Origin of the sequence: Bacteroides sp. CAG:189, assembly GCF_000432295.1 — a bacterium.
Lineage (GTDB): Bacteria > Bacteroidota > Bacteroidia > Bacteroidales > Bacteroidaceae > Bacteroides > Bacteroides salyersiae.
Genome location: NZ_HF990994.1, coordinates 15575 through 37371, shown reverse-complemented (window position 1 = coordinate 37371; position 21797 = coordinate 15575). Strand labels below are relative to the sequence as shown.

18 protein-coding genes and 1 pseudogene are annotated in these 21797 nt (G+C 41.4%); 14 read left to right on the top strand and 5 right to left on the bottom strand.

Going from position 1 to position 21797, the window contains the following annotated elements:
- A pseudogene (locus QVP90_RS01820) lies at positions 1-111 on the bottom strand (ABC transporter ATP-binding protein); the annotation flags it as partial.
- Complete coding sequence (locus QVP90_RS01815; RefSeq protein ID WP_005934283.1) at positions 108-851, bottom strand: MlaE family ABC transporter permease; 744 nt, start codon at positions 849-851, stop codon at positions 108-110. The pseudogene QVP90_RS01820 and the gene QVP90_RS01815, both read right to left, overlap by 4 nt.
- Before the next feature lie 75 nt (positions 852-926).
- On the opposite strand from QVP90_RS01815, the gene lptB reads away from it, so the two are divergent.
- Complete coding sequence (gene lptB / locus QVP90_RS01810; protein ID WP_005934281.1) at positions 927-1691, top strand: LPS export ABC transporter ATP-binding protein; 765 nt, start codon at positions 927-929, stop codon at positions 1689-1691.
- A gap of 8 nt (positions 1692-1699) precedes the next feature.
- On the opposite strand, the gene QVP90_RS01805 is transcribed toward lptB, so the two are convergent.
- Positions 1700-2179 (bottom strand): GNAT family N-acetyltransferase, encoded by a 480-nt coding sequence (locus QVP90_RS01805; RefSeq protein WP_005934278.1) that lies wholly within the window; start codon positions 2177-2179, stop codon positions 1700-1702.
- 75 nt (positions 2180-2254) lie between these two features.
- Entirely contained in the window at positions 2255-2500 is a 246-nt protein-coding gene (locus QVP90_RS01800; protein ID WP_005934276.1) for an RNA recognition motif domain-containing protein, read from the bottom strand.
- A 393-nt stretch (positions 2501-2893) separates the two neighbouring features.
- Here QVP90_RS01800 and tig point away from each other — a divergent pair, with 393 nt between their 5' ends.
- From tig to QVP90_RS01740, 12 genes are all read left to right on the top strand, one after another.
- Positions 2894-4249 carry a trigger factor gene (gene tig / locus QVP90_RS01795; RefSeq protein WP_021935515.1) on the top strand — a complete coding sequence of 452 codons (1356 nt, stop codon included), beginning with the start codon at positions 2894-2896 and terminating at the stop codon, positions 4247-4249.
- A 139-nt stretch (positions 4250-4388) separates the two neighbouring features.
- Positions 4389-5051 (top strand): ATP-dependent Clp endopeptidase proteolytic subunit ClpP, encoded by a 663-nt coding sequence (gene clpP / locus QVP90_RS01790; protein ID WP_005934270.1) that lies wholly within the window; start codon positions 4389-4391, stop codon positions 5049-5051.
- A 2-nt stretch (positions 5052-5053) separates the two neighbouring features.
- Positions 5054-6301 carry an ATP-dependent Clp protease ATP-binding subunit ClpX gene (gene clpX / locus QVP90_RS01785; protein WP_005934267.1) on the top strand — a complete coding sequence of 416 codons (1248 nt, stop codon included), beginning with the start codon at positions 5054-5056 and terminating at the stop codon, positions 6299-6301.
- A 166-nt stretch (positions 6302-6467) separates the two neighbouring features.
- On the top strand, positions 6468-8648 hold the full coding sequence (gene recQ / locus QVP90_RS01780) for a DNA helicase RecQ (RefSeq protein ID WP_005934264.1): 2181 nt from the start codon (positions 6468-6470) through the stop codon (positions 8646-8648).
- Positions 8649-8941: 293 nt separating this feature from the next.
- Positions 8942-10417: an IMP dehydrogenase gene (gene guaB / locus QVP90_RS01775; RefSeq protein ID WP_005934262.1), complete on the top strand. Its 1476-nt coding sequence runs from the start codon at positions 8942-8944 to the stop codon at positions 10415-10417.
- Between the two features lie 147 nt (positions 10418-10564).
- The gene (locus QVP90_RS01770; protein WP_005934260.1) at positions 10565-12112 is read left to right on the top strand and encodes a peptidylprolyl isomerase; all 1548 of its coding nucleotides are present in this window, start codon (positions 10565-10567) and stop codon (positions 12110-12112) included.
- Between the two features lie 58 nt (positions 12113-12170).
- The gene (locus QVP90_RS01765) at positions 12171-13016 is read left to right on the top strand and encodes a peptidylprolyl isomerase (protein ID WP_005934258.1); all 846 of its coding nucleotides are present in this window, start codon (positions 12171-12173) and stop codon (positions 13014-13016) included.
- A gap of 9 nt (positions 13017-13025) precedes the next feature.
- Complete coding sequence (locus QVP90_RS01760; RefSeq protein WP_005934256.1) at positions 13026-14417, top strand: peptidylprolyl isomerase; 1392 nt, start codon at positions 13026-13028, stop codon at positions 14415-14417.
- Positions 14417-16060 (top strand): OstA-like protein, encoded by a 1644-nt coding sequence (locus tag QVP90_RS01755; RefSeq protein WP_005934254.1) that lies wholly within the window; start codon positions 14417-14419, stop codon positions 16058-16060. Before QVP90_RS01760 ends, QVP90_RS01755 begins: the two co-directional genes overlap by 1 nt.
- A gap of 4 nt (positions 16061-16064) precedes the next feature.
- Positions 16065-16376, top strand: coding sequence for a hypothetical protein (locus QVP90_RS01750; RefSeq protein ID WP_005934252.1), 312 nt, complete (start codon positions 16065-16067; stop codon positions 16374-16376).
- Positions 16377-16506: 130 nt separating this feature from the next.
- Positions 16507-18381, top strand: a complete 1875-nt coding sequence (gene mutL / locus QVP90_RS01745; protein WP_005934250.1) for a DNA mismatch repair endonuclease MutL — start codon at positions 16507-16509, stop codon at positions 18379-18381.
- Between the two features lie 612 nt (positions 18382-18993).
- On the top strand, positions 18994-20178 hold the full coding sequence (locus tag QVP90_RS01740) for an OmpA family protein (RefSeq protein WP_005934244.1): 1185 nt from the start codon (positions 18994-18996) through the stop codon (positions 20176-20178).
- 97 nt (positions 20179-20275) lie between these two features.
- Here the strand turns inward: QVP90_RS01740 and trpS are convergent, their stop codons facing one another.
- Positions 20276-21367: a tryptophan--tRNA ligase gene (gene trpS, locus QVP90_RS01735; RefSeq protein WP_005934241.1), complete on the bottom strand. Its 1092-nt coding sequence runs from the start codon at positions 21365-21367 to the stop codon at positions 20276-20278.
- 196 nt (positions 21368-21563) lie between these two features.
- Between trpS and QVP90_RS01730 the strand changes: the two genes are divergently transcribed.
- Positions 21564-21797: hypothetical protein (locus QVP90_RS01730; RefSeq protein ID WP_288203738.1), on the top strand; the 234-nt coding region annotated here is incomplete at its 3' end.

Genomic DNA, 21797 nt, shown 5'->3' with positions numbered 1-21797 from the left:
ACCGCTCTGGCCGATAATCAGATTGGTTTTTCCATTCTCAAAAGTAGCATTGATGTCTTTCAATACCGCTTTGTCTTCGAATGATTTATAGAGTCCTTTTACTTCAATCATCCCATTAAAAGTTTAGTTAATACCAGATCGGCAAATAAGATTAATACACTACTGGATACGACAGAATCCGTAGATGCTTTTCCGACTTCTATCGAACCTCCTTCTACCATATAGCCAAAGAAAGAGGACACGCTGGCAATAATAAAGGCGAAAAATAGTGATTTGATAATACCACACCACACGAACCATTCCACGAACATGTATTGCAAACCGTATTCCAGATCGGTAGCTGTCATAATCCCTCCAAACCAGCAAGTGGCGAAAGCACCGATGATACCGGCAAAAATACTGAATGTCACTAAGATAGGAATGGTGGTAACCATAGCAGCTATTTTAGGAAGTATCAGATAGTTGGCGGAGTTGACTCCCATTATTTCAAGGGCGTCGATCTGTTGGGTAACGCGCATGGTACCTAATTCCGATGCAATATTGGATCCTACTTTTCCGGCAAGAATCAAACACATGATGGAGGATGAGAATTCCAGTAACAGAATTTCACGCGTTACGTAACCCACTGTCCAACGGGGCATCCAAGGGCTTTCGATATTGAGTTTGATTTGTATGGTAATTACCGCACCGATGAAAAATGAAATCAGCAGTACGATTCCGATGGAATTCACTCCTAACTGTTCTATCTCGTTGAGATATTGCCGGAAGAACATCCGCATGCGTTCGGGTCGTGAGAATGTACGTCCCATCAGCATCATATATCTTCCGACGGTTCTTAATGCTTTGATCATAACTTCGTATATTTGTCTGCAAATGTACGTTTTTTCAGCTTATTTTTGCTACATTTGCCGCAAAATAACAAAGATATGGAAGAAAGCAAGATGGTGCTTCGTACGGAAGACCTAGTGAAGAAGTACGGTAAGAGAACTGTGGTTAGCCATGTATCCATCAATGTGAAGCAGGGCGAAATCGTAGGTTTACTGGGACCGAACGGTGCTGGTAAGACTACTTCATTTTATATGACTGTAGGACTGATTACCCCTAATGAAGGCCGTATCTTTTTGGATGATCTTGAAATTACAAAATATCCGGTATATAAACGTGCACAGACCGGTATCGGCTACTTGGCACAAGAAGCTTCTGTGTTTCGGCAGATGAGTGTGGAAGACAATATTGCTTCTGTGCTCGAGATGACCAATAAACCTAAAGAATACCAGAAGGAAAAGCTGGAAAGCCTGATTGCCGAATTCCGGTTGCAAAAAGTACGAAAGAATAAGGGAAATCAATTATCCGGTGGTGAACGTCGCCGTACGGAGATTGCCCGTTGTCTGGCTATCGATCCGAAATTTATCATGCTGGATGAACCTTTTGCCGGTGTAGACCCTATTGCGGTGGAGGATATCCAGCAGATTGTCTGGAAGTTGAAAGACAAAAATATCGGTATTCTTATTACCGACCATAATGTGCAGGAGACATTAAGCATTACCGATCGTGCTTACCTTTTGTTTGAAGGAAAAATTCTTTTTCAGGGAACTCCTGAAGAACTTGCAGAAAATAAGATTGTGCGGGAAAAATATCTTAGTAATAGTTTTGTTCTCCGGCGTAAGGACTTTCAATTGGAAAAGGACTAAATTCTGTTTTATCGGGCATATCTCAGATAAATCATGTCGATACATTGTTCGCCATTATCTTCGAAGATAGGTTCGGGATAGTTATCGACGAAGAAGTTTTTGATAATATGTGATTCGACAAAGCCGCATTTCCGATAGAAATCCAATTGGTAAAATTCCTTTCCGGGGATGCCTGTACTTCCCGTACCAACGATAATATTCGGAATTTCTCTATAATGCTCGACAATAAAACTCATCATTCGACTGGCATATCCCCGGCGTAGATAATCGGGATGGGTTGCCAGGTTTTTTATTTCTGCCGTCTCTTTGTCTGATACCACAACGGTTACACATACAGGTATTTCTTCCAGTTGCATAATATATAAATGCCCTCTGCCAAGGTAATGCTGTATCATATCAACCGACGGGTCTGCTATGAGCAACAGATTCAGATAGTCTTCTTTGTTTTCTTTTATCTCACGGATACTTATGTTGGCTTGGTGTTTCATGTTTGACTGGAAGGTATGTAAAAAGAACCTTCCGATTGTTCGGAGGATCGGAAGGTTACTTTGAATTTCTTTTAGTTAGAGTTTAGGTTTAGCTTCCTTTACCACCATGGTGCGTCCGTGATATTCTGCACCATTTAATTCGGCAATGGCTTTTGAGGCTGCAGCATCGTCTTCCATTTCAATGAAAGCGAAACCTTTGGATCTGCCTGTTTCGCGATCCATGATAACTTTTACTGAAGAGACTGTCCCGTAATCTTCCATAACTTGTTGCAAATCTGCTTCCTTAACACGGTAGTTAAGGTTTCCAACATAAATGTTCATAGTGAAAAAGATAAAAATAAATAATGAAATAAAAACTCTCGGGAAGATGACTGATAATAAAAAGATTAAAACGACAGAGAGTTTACATATACGTTTTTGGACGAGGTAAAAACTTGCAATAGAAATCAAGAAACTAATACATCATCATTCCTGTACAAAGAAAAGCATAAAAAATGAAAATACACTTGTTTTTCTTTAGTTTTCTAACATTTCTGTAGTGATTTTATGATTTATGTATGTGATTGATACGTTGTTGTAATATAAAAGTATGATTCATTTCGTTTCATAAAGAATAATTCTTTCGCGTTTTTTTGATAATTGAAAGATTAGCACTAATTTTGCACCCTCATTTGAGTATAGAATAAAGTATAAATCAAATAAATAATTGTCAGAATGAACGTTTCATTTCAAAACATTGACAAAGTAAGCGGCTTGCTTACCGTAAAGCTGGAAAAGGCTGATTATCAGGAAAAAGTAGATAAATCGTTGAAGACATTCCGTCAGAAGGCGCAGATTCCGGGATTCCGTAAAGGGATGGTTCCTATGAGTCTGGTAAAGAAGATGTATGGTAAATCGGTTATTGCCGAAGAGGTGAATAAGCTTCTTTCAGAAAAAGTATACGATTACATTAAGAGTAATAATGTGAATATGCTGGGTGAACCGTTGCCAAATGAAGAAAAACAACAGGTGATTGATTTCGACACCATGGAAGAATTCGAATTTGTATTCGATATTGCTTTGGCACCGGAATTTAAAGCAGAAGTAAGCAATACGGATAAGGTTGACTACTACACAATCGAAGTTACGGATGAGATGGTGGAAAATCAGGTAAAGGCTTATACTCAACGTAACGGTAAATATGATCAGGTTTCAGCTTATGAGGATAATGATATGCTGAAAGGTTTGATTGCCGAATTGGATGAAAATGGTAACACTAAAGAAGGCGGCATTCAGGTAGAAGGTGCTGTATTGATGCCTTCTTATATGAAGAATGAGGAGCAGAAAGCTATTTTTGCCAATGCCAAGGTGAATGATGTATTGGTATTTAATCCGAATGCGGCTTATGACGGTCATGATGCAGAAATCGCTTCCTTGCTGAAAATTGAAAAAGAAGCTGCTGCTGAAATGAAATCTAACTTTAGTTTTCAGGTAGAAGAAATTACTCGTTTTGTTCCGGGTGATTTGAATCAAGAACTTTTTGACCAGGTATTTGGCAAAGATGCCGTGAAGACTGAGGAAGAATTCCGTGCGAAAGTAAAAGAAGGAATTGCTGCACAGTTTGTTGCTGATAGCGATTATAAATTTTTGATCGATGCTCGTAAGATGTTGATGGAAAAGGTTGGTAAACTCGAATTCCCGGATGCATTATTGAAACGTATCATGCTTCTCAATAATAAGGAGAAAGGTGAAGAATTTGTAGCAGAAAACTATGAAAAGAGCGTAGAAGAGCTGACATGGCACTTGATTAAGGAGCAGTTGGTTAAAGACAATGAGATCAAAGTAGAGCAGGAAGATGTTATCAATATGGCAAAAGATGCTACAAAAGCTCAGTTTGCTCAGTATGGTATGATGACTGTGCCTGAAGATATTCTTGAAAACTATGCTCAGGAAATGCTGAAGAAGAAAGAAAATGTAGACGGTTTAGTAGGTCGTGTAGTGGAAGCTAAGTTAGCTACAGCGCTGAAAGCTAAGGTGACATTGAATAATAAAACCGTTTCAATGGAAGAATTTAACAAAATGTTCGAATAGTACTTCCCTTGTGGAAAGAACATAGGATCATAGGAGCACAGAGTTTTTATAAAATTATAACTCTGTGTTTTTTTTGTCTCTGTGTTCTTTTTTGTTTCTTTGCAGTTACATTATAAATAAAAAAGAAAGGAACTTGAAAATGGATGATTTTAGAAAATACGCTACCAAGCATTTAGGAATGAATGGTTTGATGCTGGACGATGTGATTAAATCGCAAGCAGGGTATTTAAATCCTTATATTCTTGAAGAAAGACAACTCAACGTGACACAACTCGATGTGTTTTCACGTTTGATGATGGACCGCATTATTTTTTTAGGCACTCAGATTGATGATTATACTGCAAATACATTGCAGGCACAGCTGCTATATCTGGATTCGGTAGATCCGGGTAAGGACATTTCTATTTATATCAATTCTCCGGGCGGATCGGTGTATGCCGGATTGGGCATTTATGATACTATGCAGTTCATCTCGAGCGATGTGGCTACCATTTGCACGGGGATGGCGGCATCGATGGCTGCTGTTTTGTTAGTAGCGGGTGCTGAGGGAAAGCGTTCGGCATTGAAGCACTCTCGTGTGATGATCCATCAACCGATGGGAGGCGCGCAAGGCCAAGCTTCGGACATTGAAATCACTGCCCGTGAAATTCAAAAATTGAAAAAAGAACTTTATACTATCATTGCCGATCATTCTCATACTGATTTTGATAAGGTGTGGGCCGATTCGGACCGAGATTATTGGATGACTGCTGAAGAAGCCAAAGAATACGGTATGGTAGACGAAGTGTTGATTAAGAAATAAAAATGGCAGAATCGAAAACGAATAAAAAAAGATGCAGTTTCTGTGGTCGAACGGAAAATGAGGTCGGTTTCTTGATTACGGGAATGAACGGCTATATTTGCGATAGCTGTGCTACGCAAGCTTATGAGATAACCCAGGAAGCTCTTGGAGTAGGGAAAAAGACGACAGGAACTACAAAATTAAACTTGAAAGAACTACCTAAGCCGGTAGAGATAAAGACTTTTCTGGATCAGTATGTGATTGGGCAGGACGATGCAAAGCGATTTTTGTCTGTATCGGTATACAACCACTATAAACGGCTTTTGCAAAAGGATAGCGGTGATGATGTAGAGATTGAAAAATCAAATATCATCATGGTAGGAAGTACGGGAACAGGTAAAACATTGTTGGCGCGTACCATTGCAAAGTTGTTGCACGTACCGTTTACTATTGTAGATGCCACGGTATTGACGGAAGCCGGTTATGTGGGTGAAGACATTGAGAGTATTTTGACTCGTTTGCTTCAGGTTGCTGATTATAATGTGCCCGAAGCCGAACAAGGAATTGTCTTTATCGATGAAATTGATAAGATTGCACGTAAAGGTGATAATCCTTCCATCACTCGTGACGTTAGCGGTGAAGGTGTTCAACAAGGACTGTTGAAACTGTTGGAAGGATCTGTTGTGAATGTGCCGCCACAAGGTGGCCGTAAGCATCCCGATCAAAAAATGATTCCGGTGAACACGAAAAACATTCTGTTTATTTGTGGCGGTGCTTTTGACGGCATTGAAAAGAAAATTGCCCAGCGACTGAATACGCATGTGGTAGGTTACAGCGCTTCACGAAAGACAGCTACTATCGATAAAAATAACATGATGCAATATATTGCACCGCAAGACTTGAAATCGTTCGGACTGATTCCTGAAATTATCGGACGCTTGCCGGTGCTGACTTATCTGAATCCATTGGATCGGGATGCGCTTCGTGCGATTTTGACTGAACCGAAAAATTCCATTATCCGGCAATATGTCAAACTGTTTGAGATGGATGGCGTTAAACTGACATTCCAGAACGAAGTATTTGAATATATTGTCGATAAGGCGGTTGAGTATAAGCTCGGTGCACGCGGATTGCGTTCTATCGTGGAGACAATCATGATGGATGTTATGTTTGAGATTCCTTCGGAAAATGCAAAAGAGTACGAAGTGACATTGGATTATGCAAAACAACAACTGGAAAAAGCAAATCTTGCGAGGTTGCAAACTGCTTAAAATCAAAAGGTAAGAGGTATAGGATGATTTATTTCTATTTTTTCTTGAAAAATATTAATCGGATTATGCTTGATATTTAAGAAGTTGTTTATAACTTTGTTAGAGCTCTTTTACAAAAGGGACTCTAAAGTAAAATCATGAACTGAATAAAACAACCTATTTAAAGATGGCAGGGAAGATTAATTTGACAGACCAGCTGAAACAGTATTTCGGGTTTGATAAATTTAAGGGAAATCAGGAAGCGATCATTCAGAACTTGCTCGATGGGAGAGACACTTTTGTGCTGATGCCTACGGGAGGAGGGAAGTCTCTGTGCTATCAGTTACCTTCTCTTTTGATGGAAGGTACGGGGATTGTTATTTCTCCGTTGATTGCACTGATGAAGAACCAAGTGGATGCTATGCGCAATTTTAGTGAAGAAGACGGTATTGCCCATTTTATCAATTCTTCATTAAATAAAGGTGCGATAGACCAAGTGAAGGCTGATATCCTTGCCGGAAAAACAAAATTGCTATACGTAGCTCCGGAATCATTGACGAAAGAAGAGAATGTTGAATTTCTGCGATCGGTTAAGATTTCGTTCTATGCAGTAGATGAGGCTCACTGTATTTCGGAATGGGGGCATGACTTCCGTCCGGAGTATCGGCGAATACGTCCCATTATTAATGAAATAGGGAAGGCGCCTCTTATAGCACTTACTGCTACGGCAACTCCGAAGGTACAACATGATATTCAGAAAAATCTGGGCATGGTTGATGCGCAAATATTTAAGTCGTCATTTAATCGTCCGAATTTGTATTATGAGGTACGTCCTAAAACTGCAAATATCGACAGGGATATCATTAAGTTTATTCGGAATAATCCGGAGAAGTCCGGTATTATTTATTGTCTGAGCCGTAAGAAGGTGGAGGAACTTGCTGAAATACTTCAAGCTAACGGTATTAATGCAAGGGCATATCATGCAGGAATGGATTCTGCTACGAGAACTCAGAATCAGGATGATTTTCTGATGGAGAAGATCGATGTGATTGTGGCAACCATTGCTTTTGGTATGGGTATTGATAAACCGGATGTGAGGTACGTAATACATTACGATATACCGAAAAGCCTGGAAGGATATTATCAAGAGACAGGACGTGCCGGCAGAGACGGTGGTGAAGGCCGGTGTATTACCTTTTATACAAACAAGGACCTGCAGAAACTGGAAAAGTTCATGCAGGGAAAGCCAGTGGCAGAGCAGGAAATAGGTAAGCAGCTTTTATTGGAGACTGCTGCATATGCCGAATCATCTGTTTGCCGTCGTAAGACTTTATTGCATTACTTCGGTGAGGAGTATTTGGAAGATAATTGTGGAAATTGTGACAACTGTTTAAACCCTAAAAAACAAGTGGAGGCTCAAGAATTATTGTGTGCTGTGATTGAAGCGATCATAGCGGTAAAAGAAAACTTTAAAGCAGATTATATAATAGATATTTTACAGGGAAGGGAAACTTCCGAAGTACAGGCACATTTACACGAAGATTTGGAAGTGTTCGGTTCCGGTATGGGAGAGGAAGATAAGACTTGGAATGCCGTGATCCGTCAAGCGTTGATAGCCGGATATCTGAGCAAGGATGTGGAGAATTATGGCCTGTTGAAAGTAACAGAGGATGGACACGCATTCTTGAAGAAACCAAAGTCGTTCAAGATAACCGAAGACAACGACTTCGAAGAAGTAGAGGAAGAAACTCCGGCCCGTGGTGGAGGATCTTGTGCGGTAGACCCTGCGCTTTATTCTATGCTTAAGGATTTGAGAAAGAAGCTGTCAAAGAAACTGGAGGTACCGCCTTATGTGATTTTTCAGGATCCTTCTTTAGAAGCGATGGCTACGATTTATCCGGTGACGCTTGAAGAATTACAGAATATTCCGGGAGTCGGTGCAGGAAAGGCCAAACGTTATGGTGAAGAGTTCTGTAAGCTGATTAAGCGTCATTGCGAGGAAAACGAGATTGAACGTCCCGAAGATTTGCGTGTACGTACGGTAGCCAATAAATCTAAGTTAAAAGTTTCTATTATCCAAGCTATCGACCGTAAAGTAGCTTTGGACGATATCGCATTGTCAAAAGGAATAGAATTCGGAGAATTATTGGATGAGGTAGAAGCAATCGTTTATTCGGGTACAAAACTGAATATAGATTATTTCCTTGATGAAATTATGGATGAGGATCATATGCTTGATATCTATGATTATTTCAAAGAATCAACTACCGATAAGATAGATGATGCGCTCGATGAGTTGGGTGATGATTTTGCGGAAGAAGAGGTTCGCTTGGTTCGTATTAAATTTATATCAGAAATGGCTAATTAAAAAGAGGTAGAGTTCATTTTGGGATAAATAATAGTGGGATGTGTTTATAAAGACACGTCCCTTTTTTATATGTATGCGTAGGACCTGACCCTCTCCAGTCAGGCTTTTGTTTGGATCAATAGGATAAAACTGAGCGGGACTGTTGTAAAGTTGATTGCTCGTTGACAATTTAATCTGATCCTATTAGAAGAATCCTCTTGCCGATTGGCAAGGGGATTTTTTTATTTCTATCCTTGTCTGTATTGAATAAAAACTGTATATTTGCACGCAATAAATTTTAAACGCATAGCCCTATGTCATTTATTGCTGATAAGATTGTAATGGATGGATTAACGTATGACGACGTTTTGTTAATCCCTGCTTATTCCGAAGTTTTACCACGTACTGTCGAGCTCTCGACAAAGTTTTCAAAAAACATTGAGTTAAAAATTCCTTTTGTGACCGCTGCTATGGATACGGTTACAGAAGCCAAAATGGCTATTGCAATAGCCCGTGAGGGAGGAATTGGCGTTATTCATAAAAATATGTCAATTAAAGAACAGGCCAAGCAAGTCGCTACGGTTAAACGTGCCGAAAATGGTATGATTTACGATCCGGTGACTATTAAAAAAGGCTCCACTGTTCGTGATGCCCTTGCTTTGATGGCTGAATATAAGATTGGCGGTATTCCGGTAGTAGATGACAATAGATATCTTGTTGGAATTGTAACGAATCGTGACCTTCGTTTTGAACGTGATATGAACAAGCGTATCGATGAGGTGATGACAAAAGATAATCTGGTTACCACTAATCAGTCTACTGATCTGGAAGCGGCTGCACAAATCTTGCAAAAACATAAGATAGAGAAGCTCCCGGTGGTTGATAAAGACAATAAACTGATCGGTCTGGTAACTTATAAGGATATAACCAAGGCGAAAGATAAACCAATGGCTTGCAAAGATTCTAAAGGGCGTTTGCGTGTGGCTGCGGGTGTGGGAGTGACTGCGGATACAATGGAACGTATGCAGGCTTTGGTGGATGCAGGAGTAGATGCTATCGTGATCGATACGGCTCACGGACATTCAAAATTCGTAATTGAAAAGCTGAAAGAAGCAAAAAGTTGTTTCCCGGATATTGATATTATAGTTGGTAACATTGCTACCGGTGAGGCTGCCAAGGCATTGGTCGATGCGGGTGCCGACGGGGTAAAAGTAGGGATCGGACCGGGATCTATCTGTACGACTCGTGTAGTGGCCGGTGTAGGAGTACCTCAACTGTCTGCTGTCTATGATGTAGCAAAAGCATTGAAAGGTACCGGGGTTCCTCTGATTGCAGATGGCGGATTGCGTTATTCGGGTGATGTGGTGAAGGCGCTTGCTGCCGGCGGGTATTCTGTAATGATCGGTTCTTTGGTAGCAGGAACAGAGGAAAGTCCGGGTGAGACGATCATTTTCAATGGCCGTAAATTTAAATCGTATCGGGGTATGGGGTCGTTGGAAGCGATGGAAAACGGGTCGAAAGATCGTTATTTCCAAAGTGGTGAGGCGGATGTGAAGAAGCTCGTACCGGAAGGTATCGCCGCTCGTGTTCCCTATAAAGGTACTTTATATGAAGTCATTTATCAACTGACCGGAGGTTTGCGTGCCGGAATGGGATATTGTGGCGCACAGAATATTGAGAAATTGCATGAAGCAAAATTTACCCGCATTACCAATGCCGGAGTAATGGAAAGTCATCCGCACGATGTGACTATTACAAGCGAATCGCCTAATTATAGTCGCCCGGAATAAGATATATCTACCGGTTAAAATAAATCAAGTCTGCCTTTAATTATGCGTTGTCATATTTTGAAGGCAGACTTTTTAATTTTAGGGCGATACAATTTTTCCTCTCTTTCAGCGTTTAATAAAACGTATGTATGTAAATGAAACTTTGTTATGAAAAGAAATCTGGTTTTATTGCTAACTTGCCTGTTCGGGCTTTCAGCTTTTGCACAAGAAGATCCGGTGTTGATGCGGATTAATGGGAAAGATATTACTCGTTCCGAATTTGAATATATCTATAATAAAAACAATTCTCTGAATGAGTTGGAAGCTAAGAGCTTAAATGAATACGTTGATCTTTTCATCAACTTTAAGTTGAAAGTGGCGGCTGCCGAAGCCGCCGGAATTGACACGACCCGTGCCTTTCGCGAAGAATTGAATGGCTATCGTCGCCAATTGGCAAAATCATATTTGACGGATGAAGAAGCTGATGAAGCATATGCACGTCAGTTTTATGATAAAATGAAAGCGGATTCACGTGCGGGGCACGTACAGGTCATGCATATTTTTAAGTATCTGCCGCAAACATCTCCGAAATCGTTGGTGAGCGAAACCGAAGCCCGAATGGACTCTCTATATCAGGTTTTATCCGCTAATCCGGATGCGGATTTTGCATCTTATGTCAGCCAGTTCTCTGATGATAAAAATCCGTTCTGGGTGGGTTTTCTTCAAACGCCGGAAGAGTTTGAGGATGTAGTTTTTTCTATGAAAAGCGGAGAAATCTCCAAACCGTTCTTTACTCCCCAAGGTATGCATATTGTTAAAGTACTTGACCGGAAAGAATTGGCTCCTTTTGCAGAAATAAAAGAGGAGATCAGCCGGCGTCTGGCACGCAAGTTTGGTATTGATAAAGGAACGGAGGCATTGGTTGAAAAGTTGAAGGGTGAATATAATTATCAACCGAACAATGAAGCTTTGCAGGAGTTACAGGCAAAAGGGGAGACGGAGAAACCTCTTTTTACATTGGATAACCATACGTATACCGGTGCTGATTTTAAACGTTTCGCCGCTTCATATCCCAGAAGTTTAAAAATGCAGTTGGAAGCATTTACAGTGAAGTCGGTGCTTGATTATGAGAATAGCCGTTTGGAAGAAAAGTATCCGGCTTTCCGCCTTTTGATGCAGGAGTATAAAGAAGGGATGTTGCTGTTCGAAATCAGCAACCGTGAAGTTTGGGAACGCGCTGTGGCCGACGAAGCCGGACAGGCTGCTTATTTTACTTCTCATAAATCGGATTATAATTACAAAGAACCGCGTTATAAAGGTGTTGTGGTACATTGTGCCGACAAAAAGATGGCTAAAGAAATAAAGAAGCTCATAAAAAAGCTTCCGGAGAAGGTATGGGCTGACACCATTGCCAAGACATATAATGATTCGGTAGCAGAAATTGTGAAGGTAGAGGAAGGCCTGTTTGCGAAAGGTGACAATAAATATGTAGATAAACTGGTGTTTAAAACCGGTAGCTTCGAACCTTTGGAGTCTTATCCTTTTACTACTGTTTTTGGTGAAAAACGAAAAGGACCGGATAGTTATACCGAGGTGCGCGGGCCGCTTGCCGCCGATTATCAAAATTTCCTTGAATCGCTTTGGGTGAAGCGTTTACGTGATGAAAGTAAGGTTGAAATTAACCAAGAGGTTTTAAAAACAGTTAATAACCACTGATATAACCGATTATTGCATTATCTTCGTACCTTGAATATAAGTATAAATTCAGTTGACAATGCGAATAACGGGCCTCTTGCTGGTTTCTCTTTTTTTCTGTGCGGCGTGTACGGACAGTCATGATCATAGGGGGAAAACTCCTTTGGTAGAGGTTAATGGAAACTTTTTATACAAAGAAGACCTGCAATCCGTGCTTCCTGCAGGATTGTCAAAAGATGACAGTTTGCTTTTCGCCGAGCGCTATATACGGGATTGGGCGGAAGATCTTTTACTGTATGAGAAAGCACAGAATAACATCCCCGATAACGAAGAGATCGAAAAGTTGGTAGGAAACTACCGGAGGGCCTTGATTATGCATACTTATCAGCAAGAACTGATTGGGCAGAGACTTTCCAACGAGATCCCGGAACAGGAACTTGCAGAATATTACGAGAAAAACAAAGAACTTTTTAAACTGGATCGTCCTTTAGTGAAAGGATTGTTTATTAAAGTGCCTTTAACTGCTCCTCAAATTGCCAATGTTCGAAAATGGTATAAGTCCGATGCACAGGAAGCTGTGGAACATCTGGAAAAATACAGTTTTCAGAATGCAGTGAAATATGAATACTTTTACAATAAGTGGGTGCCACTGAGTGAAGTGCTGGATATGATTCCTTTGCAAACAGAAATGCCGGAAGAATATGTCAGTAAGAATCGTCATGTGGAATTGAAAGATACTGCCTTTCATTACTTTCTCAATGTGACTGATTATCGGGCGATAGGAGAAGAAGAACCTTATGAGTTTGCTATGTCGGAGGTGAAAGATATGCTTGTCAATATAAAACAAGTCGATTTTATGCGTCGGGTGAAAGATGACTTGTATAAGCAGGCTATAGACAAGAAAAAGATTATATATAATTATTAAATACAAAGAATGAAGAAGTTTGTAAACTTTAGATTTGTTGTTTTATTTGTGCTGGTAATACTGGCTGACACGGCGATGTACGGACAGGACAATGTGATTGACGAAGTAGTTTGGGTTGTAGGCGACGAGGCTATTCTGAAATCAGAAGTAGAAGAAGCGCGCTTGAGTGCCTTGTATGACGGACGTAAAATAGACGGTGATCCTTATTGTGTGATCCCGGAAGAATTGGCCGTACAAAAACTGTTTTTACATCAGGCGCGTCTTGATAGTATCGAGGTTCCCGAAAGTGAAGTTATTCAACGAGTGGACGCGATGACCAACCATTGGATACAAATGTTGGGCTCGAGGGAAAAGATGGAAGAATACTTTTTTGAACAGCAGAACAAAACTCCGTCTCAGATACGTGAAACTCTTCGTGAAAATGCGCGCGAGGGACTTACCGTACAGAAGATGCAGCAAAAACTTGTGGGAGATATTAAAGTAACTCCTTCCGAAGTACGTCGTTATTTCAAAGATCTTCCTCAGGATAGTATCCCTTATGTTCCTACACAAGTAGAGGTACAGATTATTACTTTGCAGCCTAAAATTCCTATTACTGAAATAGAAGATGTGAAGAGACGGTTGCGTGAGTATACCGATCGCGTGAATAAGGGCGAAACGGAATTCTCTACTTTGGCCCGTATGTATTCTGAAGACCGTGGTTCTGCCATGAGAGGGGGTGAGACCGATTTTATGGGTAAGGGAATGATGGATCCGGCTTATGCTGCTGTCGCTTTTAGTTTGCAGGATCCTAAAAAGGTATCTAAGATTGTGGAGTCGGAATATGGTTTCCATATCATACAGTTAATAGAGAAACGTGGTGATCGTGTAAATACCCGTCATATATTGTTGCGTCCTAAAGTTTCTGAGAAAGAGCTGATAGAGGCTTGTGGGCGTCTGGACTCTATTGCAGATGATATTCGTGCCGGTAAATTTCCTTTTGACGATGCGGCTGCCGCACTTTCTCATGACAAGGATACGCGTAATAATCACGGATTGATGGTAAACACCAACTCCAATGATGCCATGGCTACTTCCAAGTTTGAAATGCAGGAGTTGCCGCAGGATGTAGCAAAAGTAGTGGATAAACTGAACGTTGGTGAGATTTCGAAAGCTTTTACGATGGTCAACGAGAAAGATGGAAAAGAAATCTGTGCTATTGTGAAGTTAAAGACCCGTATCAACGGTCATAAGGCAACCATTACGGAAGATTATCAGAATCTGAAAGAGATCGTAATCGCTAAACGCCGGGATGAGATGCTGCATAAATGGATTTTGGAAAAGCAGAAACATACTTATGTGCGTATTAATGACAACTGGAAAAACTGCGATTTCAAATATCCGGGTTGGATTAAGGATTAATGAGAGCGAATAGTGTCTTTTTTAAAAGCGTCCTCACAGGGGTGATATGTTTGTTTGGAGCATATTTCCTTTGGGCTCAGGATCAGAAGCCTCAACAGAAATCTCAGAAGAAAAAGACGAAAGTGGATCTTCTTCATGCAGACGAGGGTAGAGCTGATAAGATGGCGCGTCCGGACGTACAGGTACTTATCGGTTCGGTAAAGTTGCGCCATGACAGTATGTATATGTACTGTGACAGTGCATTGATTTATGAAAATACGAATTCTGTCGAGGCTTTTAATAATGTACGTATGGAGCAGGGAGATACGCTGTTTATCTATGGTGATTATTTATATTATGATGGAATCTCCCAACTGGCCCAACTGCGTGAGAATGTTAAAATGATCAATCGTAATACGACTTTGCTTACTGATAGTCTGAATTACGATCGTATTTATGATTTAGGATATTATTTTGAAGGGGGTACATTGATGGACGAAGAGAATGTACTGACTTCCGACTGGGGTGAATACAGCCCGTCTACCAAACAATCCGTTTTCAATCATGATGTGAAGTTGGTTAATCCGAAGTTTATTCTGACTTCGGATACATTGAAATATAATACCGTATCTAAAATAGCTACCATTTTGGGACCATCTGAGATTGTAAGCGATCAGAATCATATCTTTTCAGAACGGGGCGTTTATAATACTTTGACCGGGCAAGCCGAGTTGTTGGACCGTTCCATATTGACCAATCAGGGAAAGCGAATGACCGGTGACAGTTTATTCTATGATCGTAAATTGGGATATGGTGAGGCTTTCGATAATGTGGTGATGAACGACAGTATCAATCGTAATATGCTGACGGGAGATTACTGCTTTTACAATGAGCTGACCGATAGTGCCTTTGCTACAAAGCGAGCGGTGGCTATCGACTATTCTCAGGGCGATAGTCTCTATATGCATGCCGATACTTTAATGATGACTACGTTTTATCTGAATACGGATTCGGTGTTTCGTGAGATGAGAGCTTATCATAAGGTGCGTATGTACCGCACGGATCTGCAGGGCGTTTGCGACTCATTGGTGTATAATTCTAAAGATTCTTGTGTGACAATGTATACCGATCCGATTCTTTGGAATGAAGGTCAGCAACTGTTGGGTGAAGAGATCAAGATCTATTTGAATGATAGCACGATCGATTGGGCGCATATCATCAATCAGGCACTGACGGTGGAGATGAAAGATTCGTTGCATTACAACCAGGTTTCGGGAAAAGAGATCAAGGCCTATTTTGACAGTGGTGAGATGAGGAAAGTAGACGTCATAGCCAATGTGTTGGTAGTCTTTTATCCACAGGAAGAGGATAGCACGATGATTGGCATGAATACCTCTCAAACCAGCTTGCTGACAATGTATCTAAAGGATCGTAAAATGAAGCGTATGGTTATGAGCCCCAAATCGGACGGAGTGCTTTATCCGATGGATCAGATCCCGGCTGATAAAATGAGACTGCCTACATTTGTCTGGTTCGATTACATTCGTCCACAGAATAAAGATGACATATTTGAATGGAGGGGCAAAAAAGCCGGTGAAACATTACGTAAATCTACCCGAAAACCATTAAATTCGCCCAAGCGTGAATTAATTAATATGAAATAGCACTATGGGAATGTTTAATAGCGGTATGAGAAAACCGCGTCGCTTCAATCATCAATACATCTATGTGAACGAGCGGAAAGAAAAGCTCGATAAGATGGAAGAACAGGCCAAACGTGATTTAGGCATGTTGCCTGAGAAGGAATTTTCTCCGGAAGACATTCGGGGGAAATTTGTGGAAGGGACTACGCACCTGAAACGTCGTAAAGAGAGTGGACGCAAACCGGTGCACTTAGGGGTAATTCTCGTAATTATTGCTTTACTGATTTTCCTGTGGCATTATTTGCAAACGGGTAGCTGGAGCTGGGGAGAGTTGTGATTTCTGAATTATGATTTATGGAAGGGGCAGGTTGAAGCATTTTATACCAGTTGCTTGTTCTTGTCGGGGCTACTGACTGCCAAATTCCAACTACCAGCTACTGACTACTAAATTCTAACTACTAAACATTATGAGTGATATCATCCATTTATTGCCCGATTCGGTTGCCAATCAGATAGCGGCCGGTGAGGTAATACAACGTCCGGCATCTGTCATTAAGGAGTTAGTGGAAAATGCGATCGATGCTGAGGCCGGCAATATACATGTATTGGTAACGGATGCCGGTAAAACTTGCATTCAGGTTATTGACGATGGAAAGGGGATGTCTGAAACGGATGCCCGCTTGTCTTTTGAACGCCATGCCACTTCGAAGATACGTGAAGCTTCCGATTTGTTTGCTTTACGTACAATGGGGTTCCGTGGTGAGGCGCTTGCTTCTATTGCGGCCGTTGCGCAGGTGGAGCTTAAAACCCGTCTTGAGAATGAAGAACTGGGTACAAAGCTGGTTATCGCCGGTTCTAAGGTAGAAAGTCAAGAGGCGGTTTCTTGCCCCAAAGGCAGTAACTTTTCCATTAAGAATCTGTTTTTCAATATTCCGGCACGCCGTAAATTCCTGAAAGCCAATTCTACGGAATTGAGCAATATACTCACGGAGTTTGAGCGTATTGCTCTTGTGCATCCGGATGTTGCTTTCTCCCTTTATAGCAATGACTCCGAATTGTTCAATCTTCCGGTAGCCCCGTTGCGGCAGCGTATCCTTGCTGTTTTCGGCAAGAAACTTAACCAGCAGCTATTGAGTGTGGATGTGAATACAACGATGATCAAACTTTCCGGTTATGTTGCTAAGCCGGAAACGGCGCGCAAGAAAGGGGCACATCAGTATTTCTTTGTGAATGGCCGTTATATGCGGCATCCCTATTTCCATAAGGCGGTGATGGAGGCTTATGAACAATTGATCCCGGTAGGTGAGCAGGTTTCTTATTTTCTTTATTTTGAAGTGGATCCTGCCAATATCGATGTGAATATTCATCCGACTAAAACGGAAATTAAATTTGAGAACGAGCAGGCTATCTGGCAGATTGTTTCTGCGGCTGTCAAAGAATCGTTGGGGAAATTCAATGCAGTTCCTTCCATTGATTTTGATACGGAAGACATGCCTGATATTCCGGCTTTTGAACAAAATCTTCCCCCGGCGCCACCGAGGGTACAATATAATTCGGATTTCAATCCTTTTAAAACCTCTTCCTCCGGTGGCGGAAGTATGAGCTATTCCCGTCAGAAAGTAGATTGGGAAGATCTTTATGGCGGATTGGAAAAGGCCAGCAAGATGAATCGTACGACAGTGGAAACGGAAACCGGGCCGGATGATTTCTTTCCGGTCGAAGAGGATATACAGCCGGCTGCTTCGGCTACTTTGTATGCTAATGAACCTATTGTAGAAAAAGGAAACCTCCATTTACAGTTTAAAGGGCGTTTTATTCTTACTTCCGTAAAGTCCGGGTTGATGCTGATCGATCAGCATCGTGCCCATGTGCGGGTATTGTTCGACCGGTATATGCTTCAGATTAAACAGAAACAAGGAATGTCACAAGGAGTTCTTTTTCCGGAGATATTGCAACTACCGGCTTCTGAAGCTGCTGTGCTGCAAGGTATTATGGATGAGCTTTCGGCAGTGGGCTTTGATCTTAGCGATTTAGGAGGAGGAAGCTACGCGATCAATGGTATCCCTTCCGGCATTGAGGGGCTCGATCCGTTGGAATTGGTGCGTAATATGTTGCATACTGCCATGGAAAAGGGAAGTGATGTGAAAGAAGAAATTCAGAATATCTTAGCATTGACATTGGCCCGTGCGGCCGCTATTGTTTATGGGCAAGTACTGACAAATGAAGAAATGATAAGTCTTGTTGATAGTCTTTTTGCCTGTGCAGCTCCCAATTATACTCCGGATGGTAAGGTGGTACTCGCCACTATCAGGGAAGAAGAGATAGAGAAACTTTTTAAATAGCCATGAAATCCTCATGTAACAACTTAGCCGGTTTGAATTTTCCTCTCAAAATAATATGAGCAAAATTTAAACAAGAACTTAAACCGTATGCCAAAAGTTGAACGTAAAACTTTAGGGGTGCAGTTCAAAGTTGTTGCATGAGTGATTCTGATCTATCAGGCATTTTCCTTTAACATTGTTAATCTTCTTTTCCAAGTATTACTTTCTGCTTTGCAAAGAATTAATTTCCTAAGTGTAAGAATACGTATTCTTGTGTGCAAAGAATGCATTTTAACATGGCATTAATATTAATATCTTTTGTCGGAGAATACACATTCCTGTTTTTCTGTTTTCTTTATCTTATCTATTTGATATATATCTGTTTATATCGTCTGTAGTGTTTCCTGTAAAATTATTCTGTGCTGCCGGTCTTCTAAAGATATTTTGTCTGTACTTGTCAATTTGGCTACTATCTTGGATCATGGGCTTCACCTTCCGACTGATGGTGGTTTGCATGAGTATTTATTGAAGACGAAACATAAAAACTCATTTTTTCAAAACCTTTTAGTTCCATTGGTGTTATTTAAACAGTTCAATAGGAAAAAACAATAACCACTTTAACTATTTAGGTATATGAAAAAGATTCTAATGTTGCTGGCTTTTGCCGGCGTAGCAGCCGCATCTTCGGCTCAACAAGTTACTGTTACCGAAACAGAAGTAATAGAGGTGCAGGATAAATATCAAGTATTGACTAATCCGTTCTGGAGCAACTGGTTCTTCTCAATCGGTGGGGGTGCGCAGGTGCTTTACGGAAATGGCGATAATGCAGGAGAATTTAAAGATCGTATCAGTCCTGTCTTGAATGTCGCTGTAGGTAAATGGTTTACTCCCGGATTGGGATTGCGTTTACAGTATAGCGGTCTGCAAGCCAAAGGGTTCTCATATGACAAAACAGCTCCGTATGTAACCGGGAATGAAATGGGCGACGGATATTACAAGCAGAAATTTGACTATATGAATCTGCATGGTGATATCATGTTTAATTTGAACGCTCTTTTTGGCGGTTACAATTCGCATCGCGTTTACGAAATTATTCCTTATTTGGGAGCCGGTTTTACTCATTCTTACACCAAACCTCGCATACATGCATTTACAATGAATGCCGGTTTAATTAACCGTTTCCGTATTTCCAATGCTGTCGATATCAATCTGGAGTTGAGTGCTACCGGATTGGAAGGAAAGTTTGACGGCCAACATGGAGGCAAGCATGATTACGATGGCATTCTCGGTGCTTCTGTCGGCTTGACTTACCACTTTCCGAACCGTGGATTCCAACGTCCGTTCCCGCAGATTATCTCTGAAATGGAATTGAGAAATATGCGCGAGCAGATGAATGCAATGGCTGCTGCTAATCTTGATTTGCAGCAACAGTTACAGGAAGCAGAAAGCCAGCCCACTACTGAGGTGATTGAGCAACAGGTCGTTGTAGATGCCAACATCGCTCCCCGTACCGTATTCTTCCAGATCGGTTCTGCTGAGATTTCTCCGCGTGAGGCAATGAACCTGTCTTATCTGGCTGAACAGATGAAGAAATTCCCGGATACGAAGTATGTCGTGAACGGATATGCCGATTCTGCAACAGGTACTCCTGACTTTAACAAAGAGTTGAGTATGAAACGTGCGCAGGCAGTGGTAAATGTACTGATCAAACAGTACGGAATTGCAGCAGACCGTTTAAGTGTAGATGGCAATGGCGGTGTTGATAAATTCGGCCAGCCGATCTTGAACCGTGTCGTATTGGTGAAGTCCAACAATTAATGGGGTTCTGAAAGAACCTTACAGTAACAGAAAAAGGAGAATGTGTTCGTTTTTTGAACTCATTCTCCTTTTTTGTTTGCGTCTCCGTTTATTCTGTTTATTTCTCTGCTGCAAATTTCTTTACCTGTTCGGCTATCAGGTCTGCATCATCGAAATAGTTAATCTTCATCGCTTTGCGAACATCCGATAATGTATCGGCGGCGGCGGCTCTTGCCACATCACATCCTTGTTTCAGCATATCGTAGATGGCCGGGATGTCTTTTTCGAACTCTTTTCGCCGATTGCGGATCGGTTCCAGTGTCTCTTGCATGATGGCATTTAGGAAGCGTTTCACTTTCACATCTCCCAATCCCCCGCGCTGATAGTGCGCTTTCAGTTCGTTCAAATCCGGATAATCCGGCAGATAGCGTTCAAAGTGTTCCGGGCGGCAGAATGCATCCAGATAAGTAAACACGGTATTACCTTCGATCTTGCCCGGATCTTGTACACGCAAGTGGTCGGGATCGGTAAACATGCTCATCACTTTTTTCTGTATTTCGTCTGCTTCTTCCGAAAGATAGATGCAGTTGCCTAATGATTTACTCATTTTGGCCTTGCCGTCGGTACCCGGAAGGCGAAGGCAAGCCGCATTGTCCGGCAATAAAATTTCCGGTTCTACCAGTGTGTCACCGTAAATGTGATTGAAACGGCGTACAATTTCCCGCGCCTGTTCGATCATCGGTTCCTGATCTTCGCCTACCGGAACAGTTGTTGCACGGAATGCGGTGATATCGGCGGCTTGACTGATGGGATAGGTAAAGAAACCGACCGGAATGCTTGTTTCGAAATTACGCATCTGAATTTCTGTCTTTACGGTCGGGTTGCGTTGCAAACGTGACACGGTAACCAGATCCATGAAGTAAAAACTCAGTTCACATAATTCGGGGATTTGTGATTGAATGAAAATGGTTGCTTTCGTCGGGTCGAGACCGCAGGCCAGATAATCGAGGGCTACCTCGATTACGTTTTGGCGTACCTTTTCCGGATTGTCGATATTGTCGGTCAGAGCTTGTGCATCGGCAATGAATACAAACATTTTTTCATATTGTCCGGCATTTTGCAAGTCTACTCTTCTTTTAAGAGAACCTACGTAGTGGCCGATGTGGAGTCTGCCTGTCGGGCGATCCCCTGTTAATATAATCTTTCCCATTTCTTTATCATTTAATATATTAACTGCAAAGGTACGAATAAAAAACGAATGTCCGAAATGTGTATAGACCGGAAAGCGCGCTCTGATCTTATTATATTCGTGTTCTGAGCTTATTATGTTGAAGACGTCTAAGTATGATAAGCGTTTCACGGTTGTGAGACGTGCATCTCATGATTGAGAGACGATCGTTACACAATTGAGAGATGACCGTCTCATGACTGTGAGACGCTACAAAGAAAAGCGTAGCGTGCAAAGTATTCTGCGTGCTTTTGTTCTCTGCCCGCACCACATCTCTGCCGGATGGAGTTTTCAATCTTTTCTGCCCGATCATATGTTTTTACTTAAAATATTCTTTCCCGAATCTTTTGTATTTATCGAAATAAGTCGTTACTTTGCACAAATTTTAAAAATAGCAATGAGTCAGCAGGAA

What these genes read in the sequence shown, in the direction of transcription:
- QVP90_RS01815 (WP_005934283.1), bottom strand. Translation starts at nt 851, where the DNA reads ATGATCAAAGCATTAAGAACCGTCGGAAGATATATGATGCTGATGGGA.
- lptB (WP_005934281.1), top strand. Translation starts at nt 927, where the DNA reads ATGGAAGAAAGCAAGATGGTGCTTCGTACGGAAGACCTAGTGAAGAAG.
- QVP90_RS01805 (WP_005934278.1), bottom strand. Translation starts at nt 2,179, where the DNA reads ATGAAACACCAAGCCAACATAAGTATCCGTGAGATAAAAGAAAACAAA.
- QVP90_RS01800 (WP_005934276.1), bottom strand. Translation starts at nt 2,500, where the DNA reads ATGAACATTTATGTTGGAAACCTTAACTACCGTGTTAAGGAAGCAGAT.
- tig (WP_021935515.1), top strand. Translation starts at nt 2,894, where the DNA reads ATGAACGTTTCATTTCAAAACATTGACAAAGTAAGCGGCTTGCTTACC.
- clpP (WP_005934270.1), top strand. Translation starts at nt 4,389, where the DNA reads ATGGATGATTTTAGAAAATACGCTACCAAGCATTTAGGAATGAATGGT.
- clpX (WP_005934267.1), top strand. Translation starts at nt 5,054, where the DNA reads ATGGCAGAATCGAAAACGAATAAAAAAAGATGCAGTTTCTGTGGTCGA.
- recQ (WP_005934264.1), top strand. Translation starts at nt 6,468, where the DNA reads ATGGCAGGGAAGATTAATTTGACAGACCAGCTGAAACAGTATTTCGGG.
- guaB (WP_005934262.1), top strand. Translation starts at nt 8,942, where the DNA reads ATGTCATTTATTGCTGATAAGATTGTAATGGATGGATTAACGTATGAC.
- QVP90_RS01770 (WP_005934260.1), top strand. Translation starts at nt 10,565, where the DNA reads ATGAAAAGAAATCTGGTTTTATTGCTAACTTGCCTGTTCGGGCTTTCA.
- QVP90_RS01765 (WP_005934258.1), top strand. Translation starts at nt 12,171, where the DNA reads ATGCGAATAACGGGCCTCTTGCTGGTTTCTCTTTTTTTCTGTGCGGCG.
- QVP90_RS01760 (WP_005934256.1), top strand. Translation starts at nt 13,026, where the DNA reads ATGAAGAAGTTTGTAAACTTTAGATTTGTTGTTTTATTTGTGCTGGTA.
- QVP90_RS01755 (WP_005934254.1), top strand. Translation starts at nt 14,417, where the DNA reads ATGAGAGCGAATAGTGTCTTTTTTAAAAGCGTCCTCACAGGGGTGATA.
- QVP90_RS01750 (WP_005934252.1), top strand. Translation starts at nt 16,065, where the DNA reads ATGGGAATGTTTAATAGCGGTATGAGAAAACCGCGTCGCTTCAATCAT.
- mutL (WP_005934250.1), top strand. Translation starts at nt 16,507, where the DNA reads ATGAGTGATATCATCCATTTATTGCCCGATTCGGTTGCCAATCAGATA.
- QVP90_RS01740 (WP_005934244.1), top strand. Translation starts at nt 18,994, where the DNA reads ATGAAAAAGATTCTAATGTTGCTGGCTTTTGCCGGCGTAGCAGCCGCA.
- trpS (WP_005934241.1), bottom strand. Translation starts at nt 21,367, where the DNA reads ATGGGAAAGATTATATTAACAGGGGATCGCCCGACAGGCAGACTCCAC.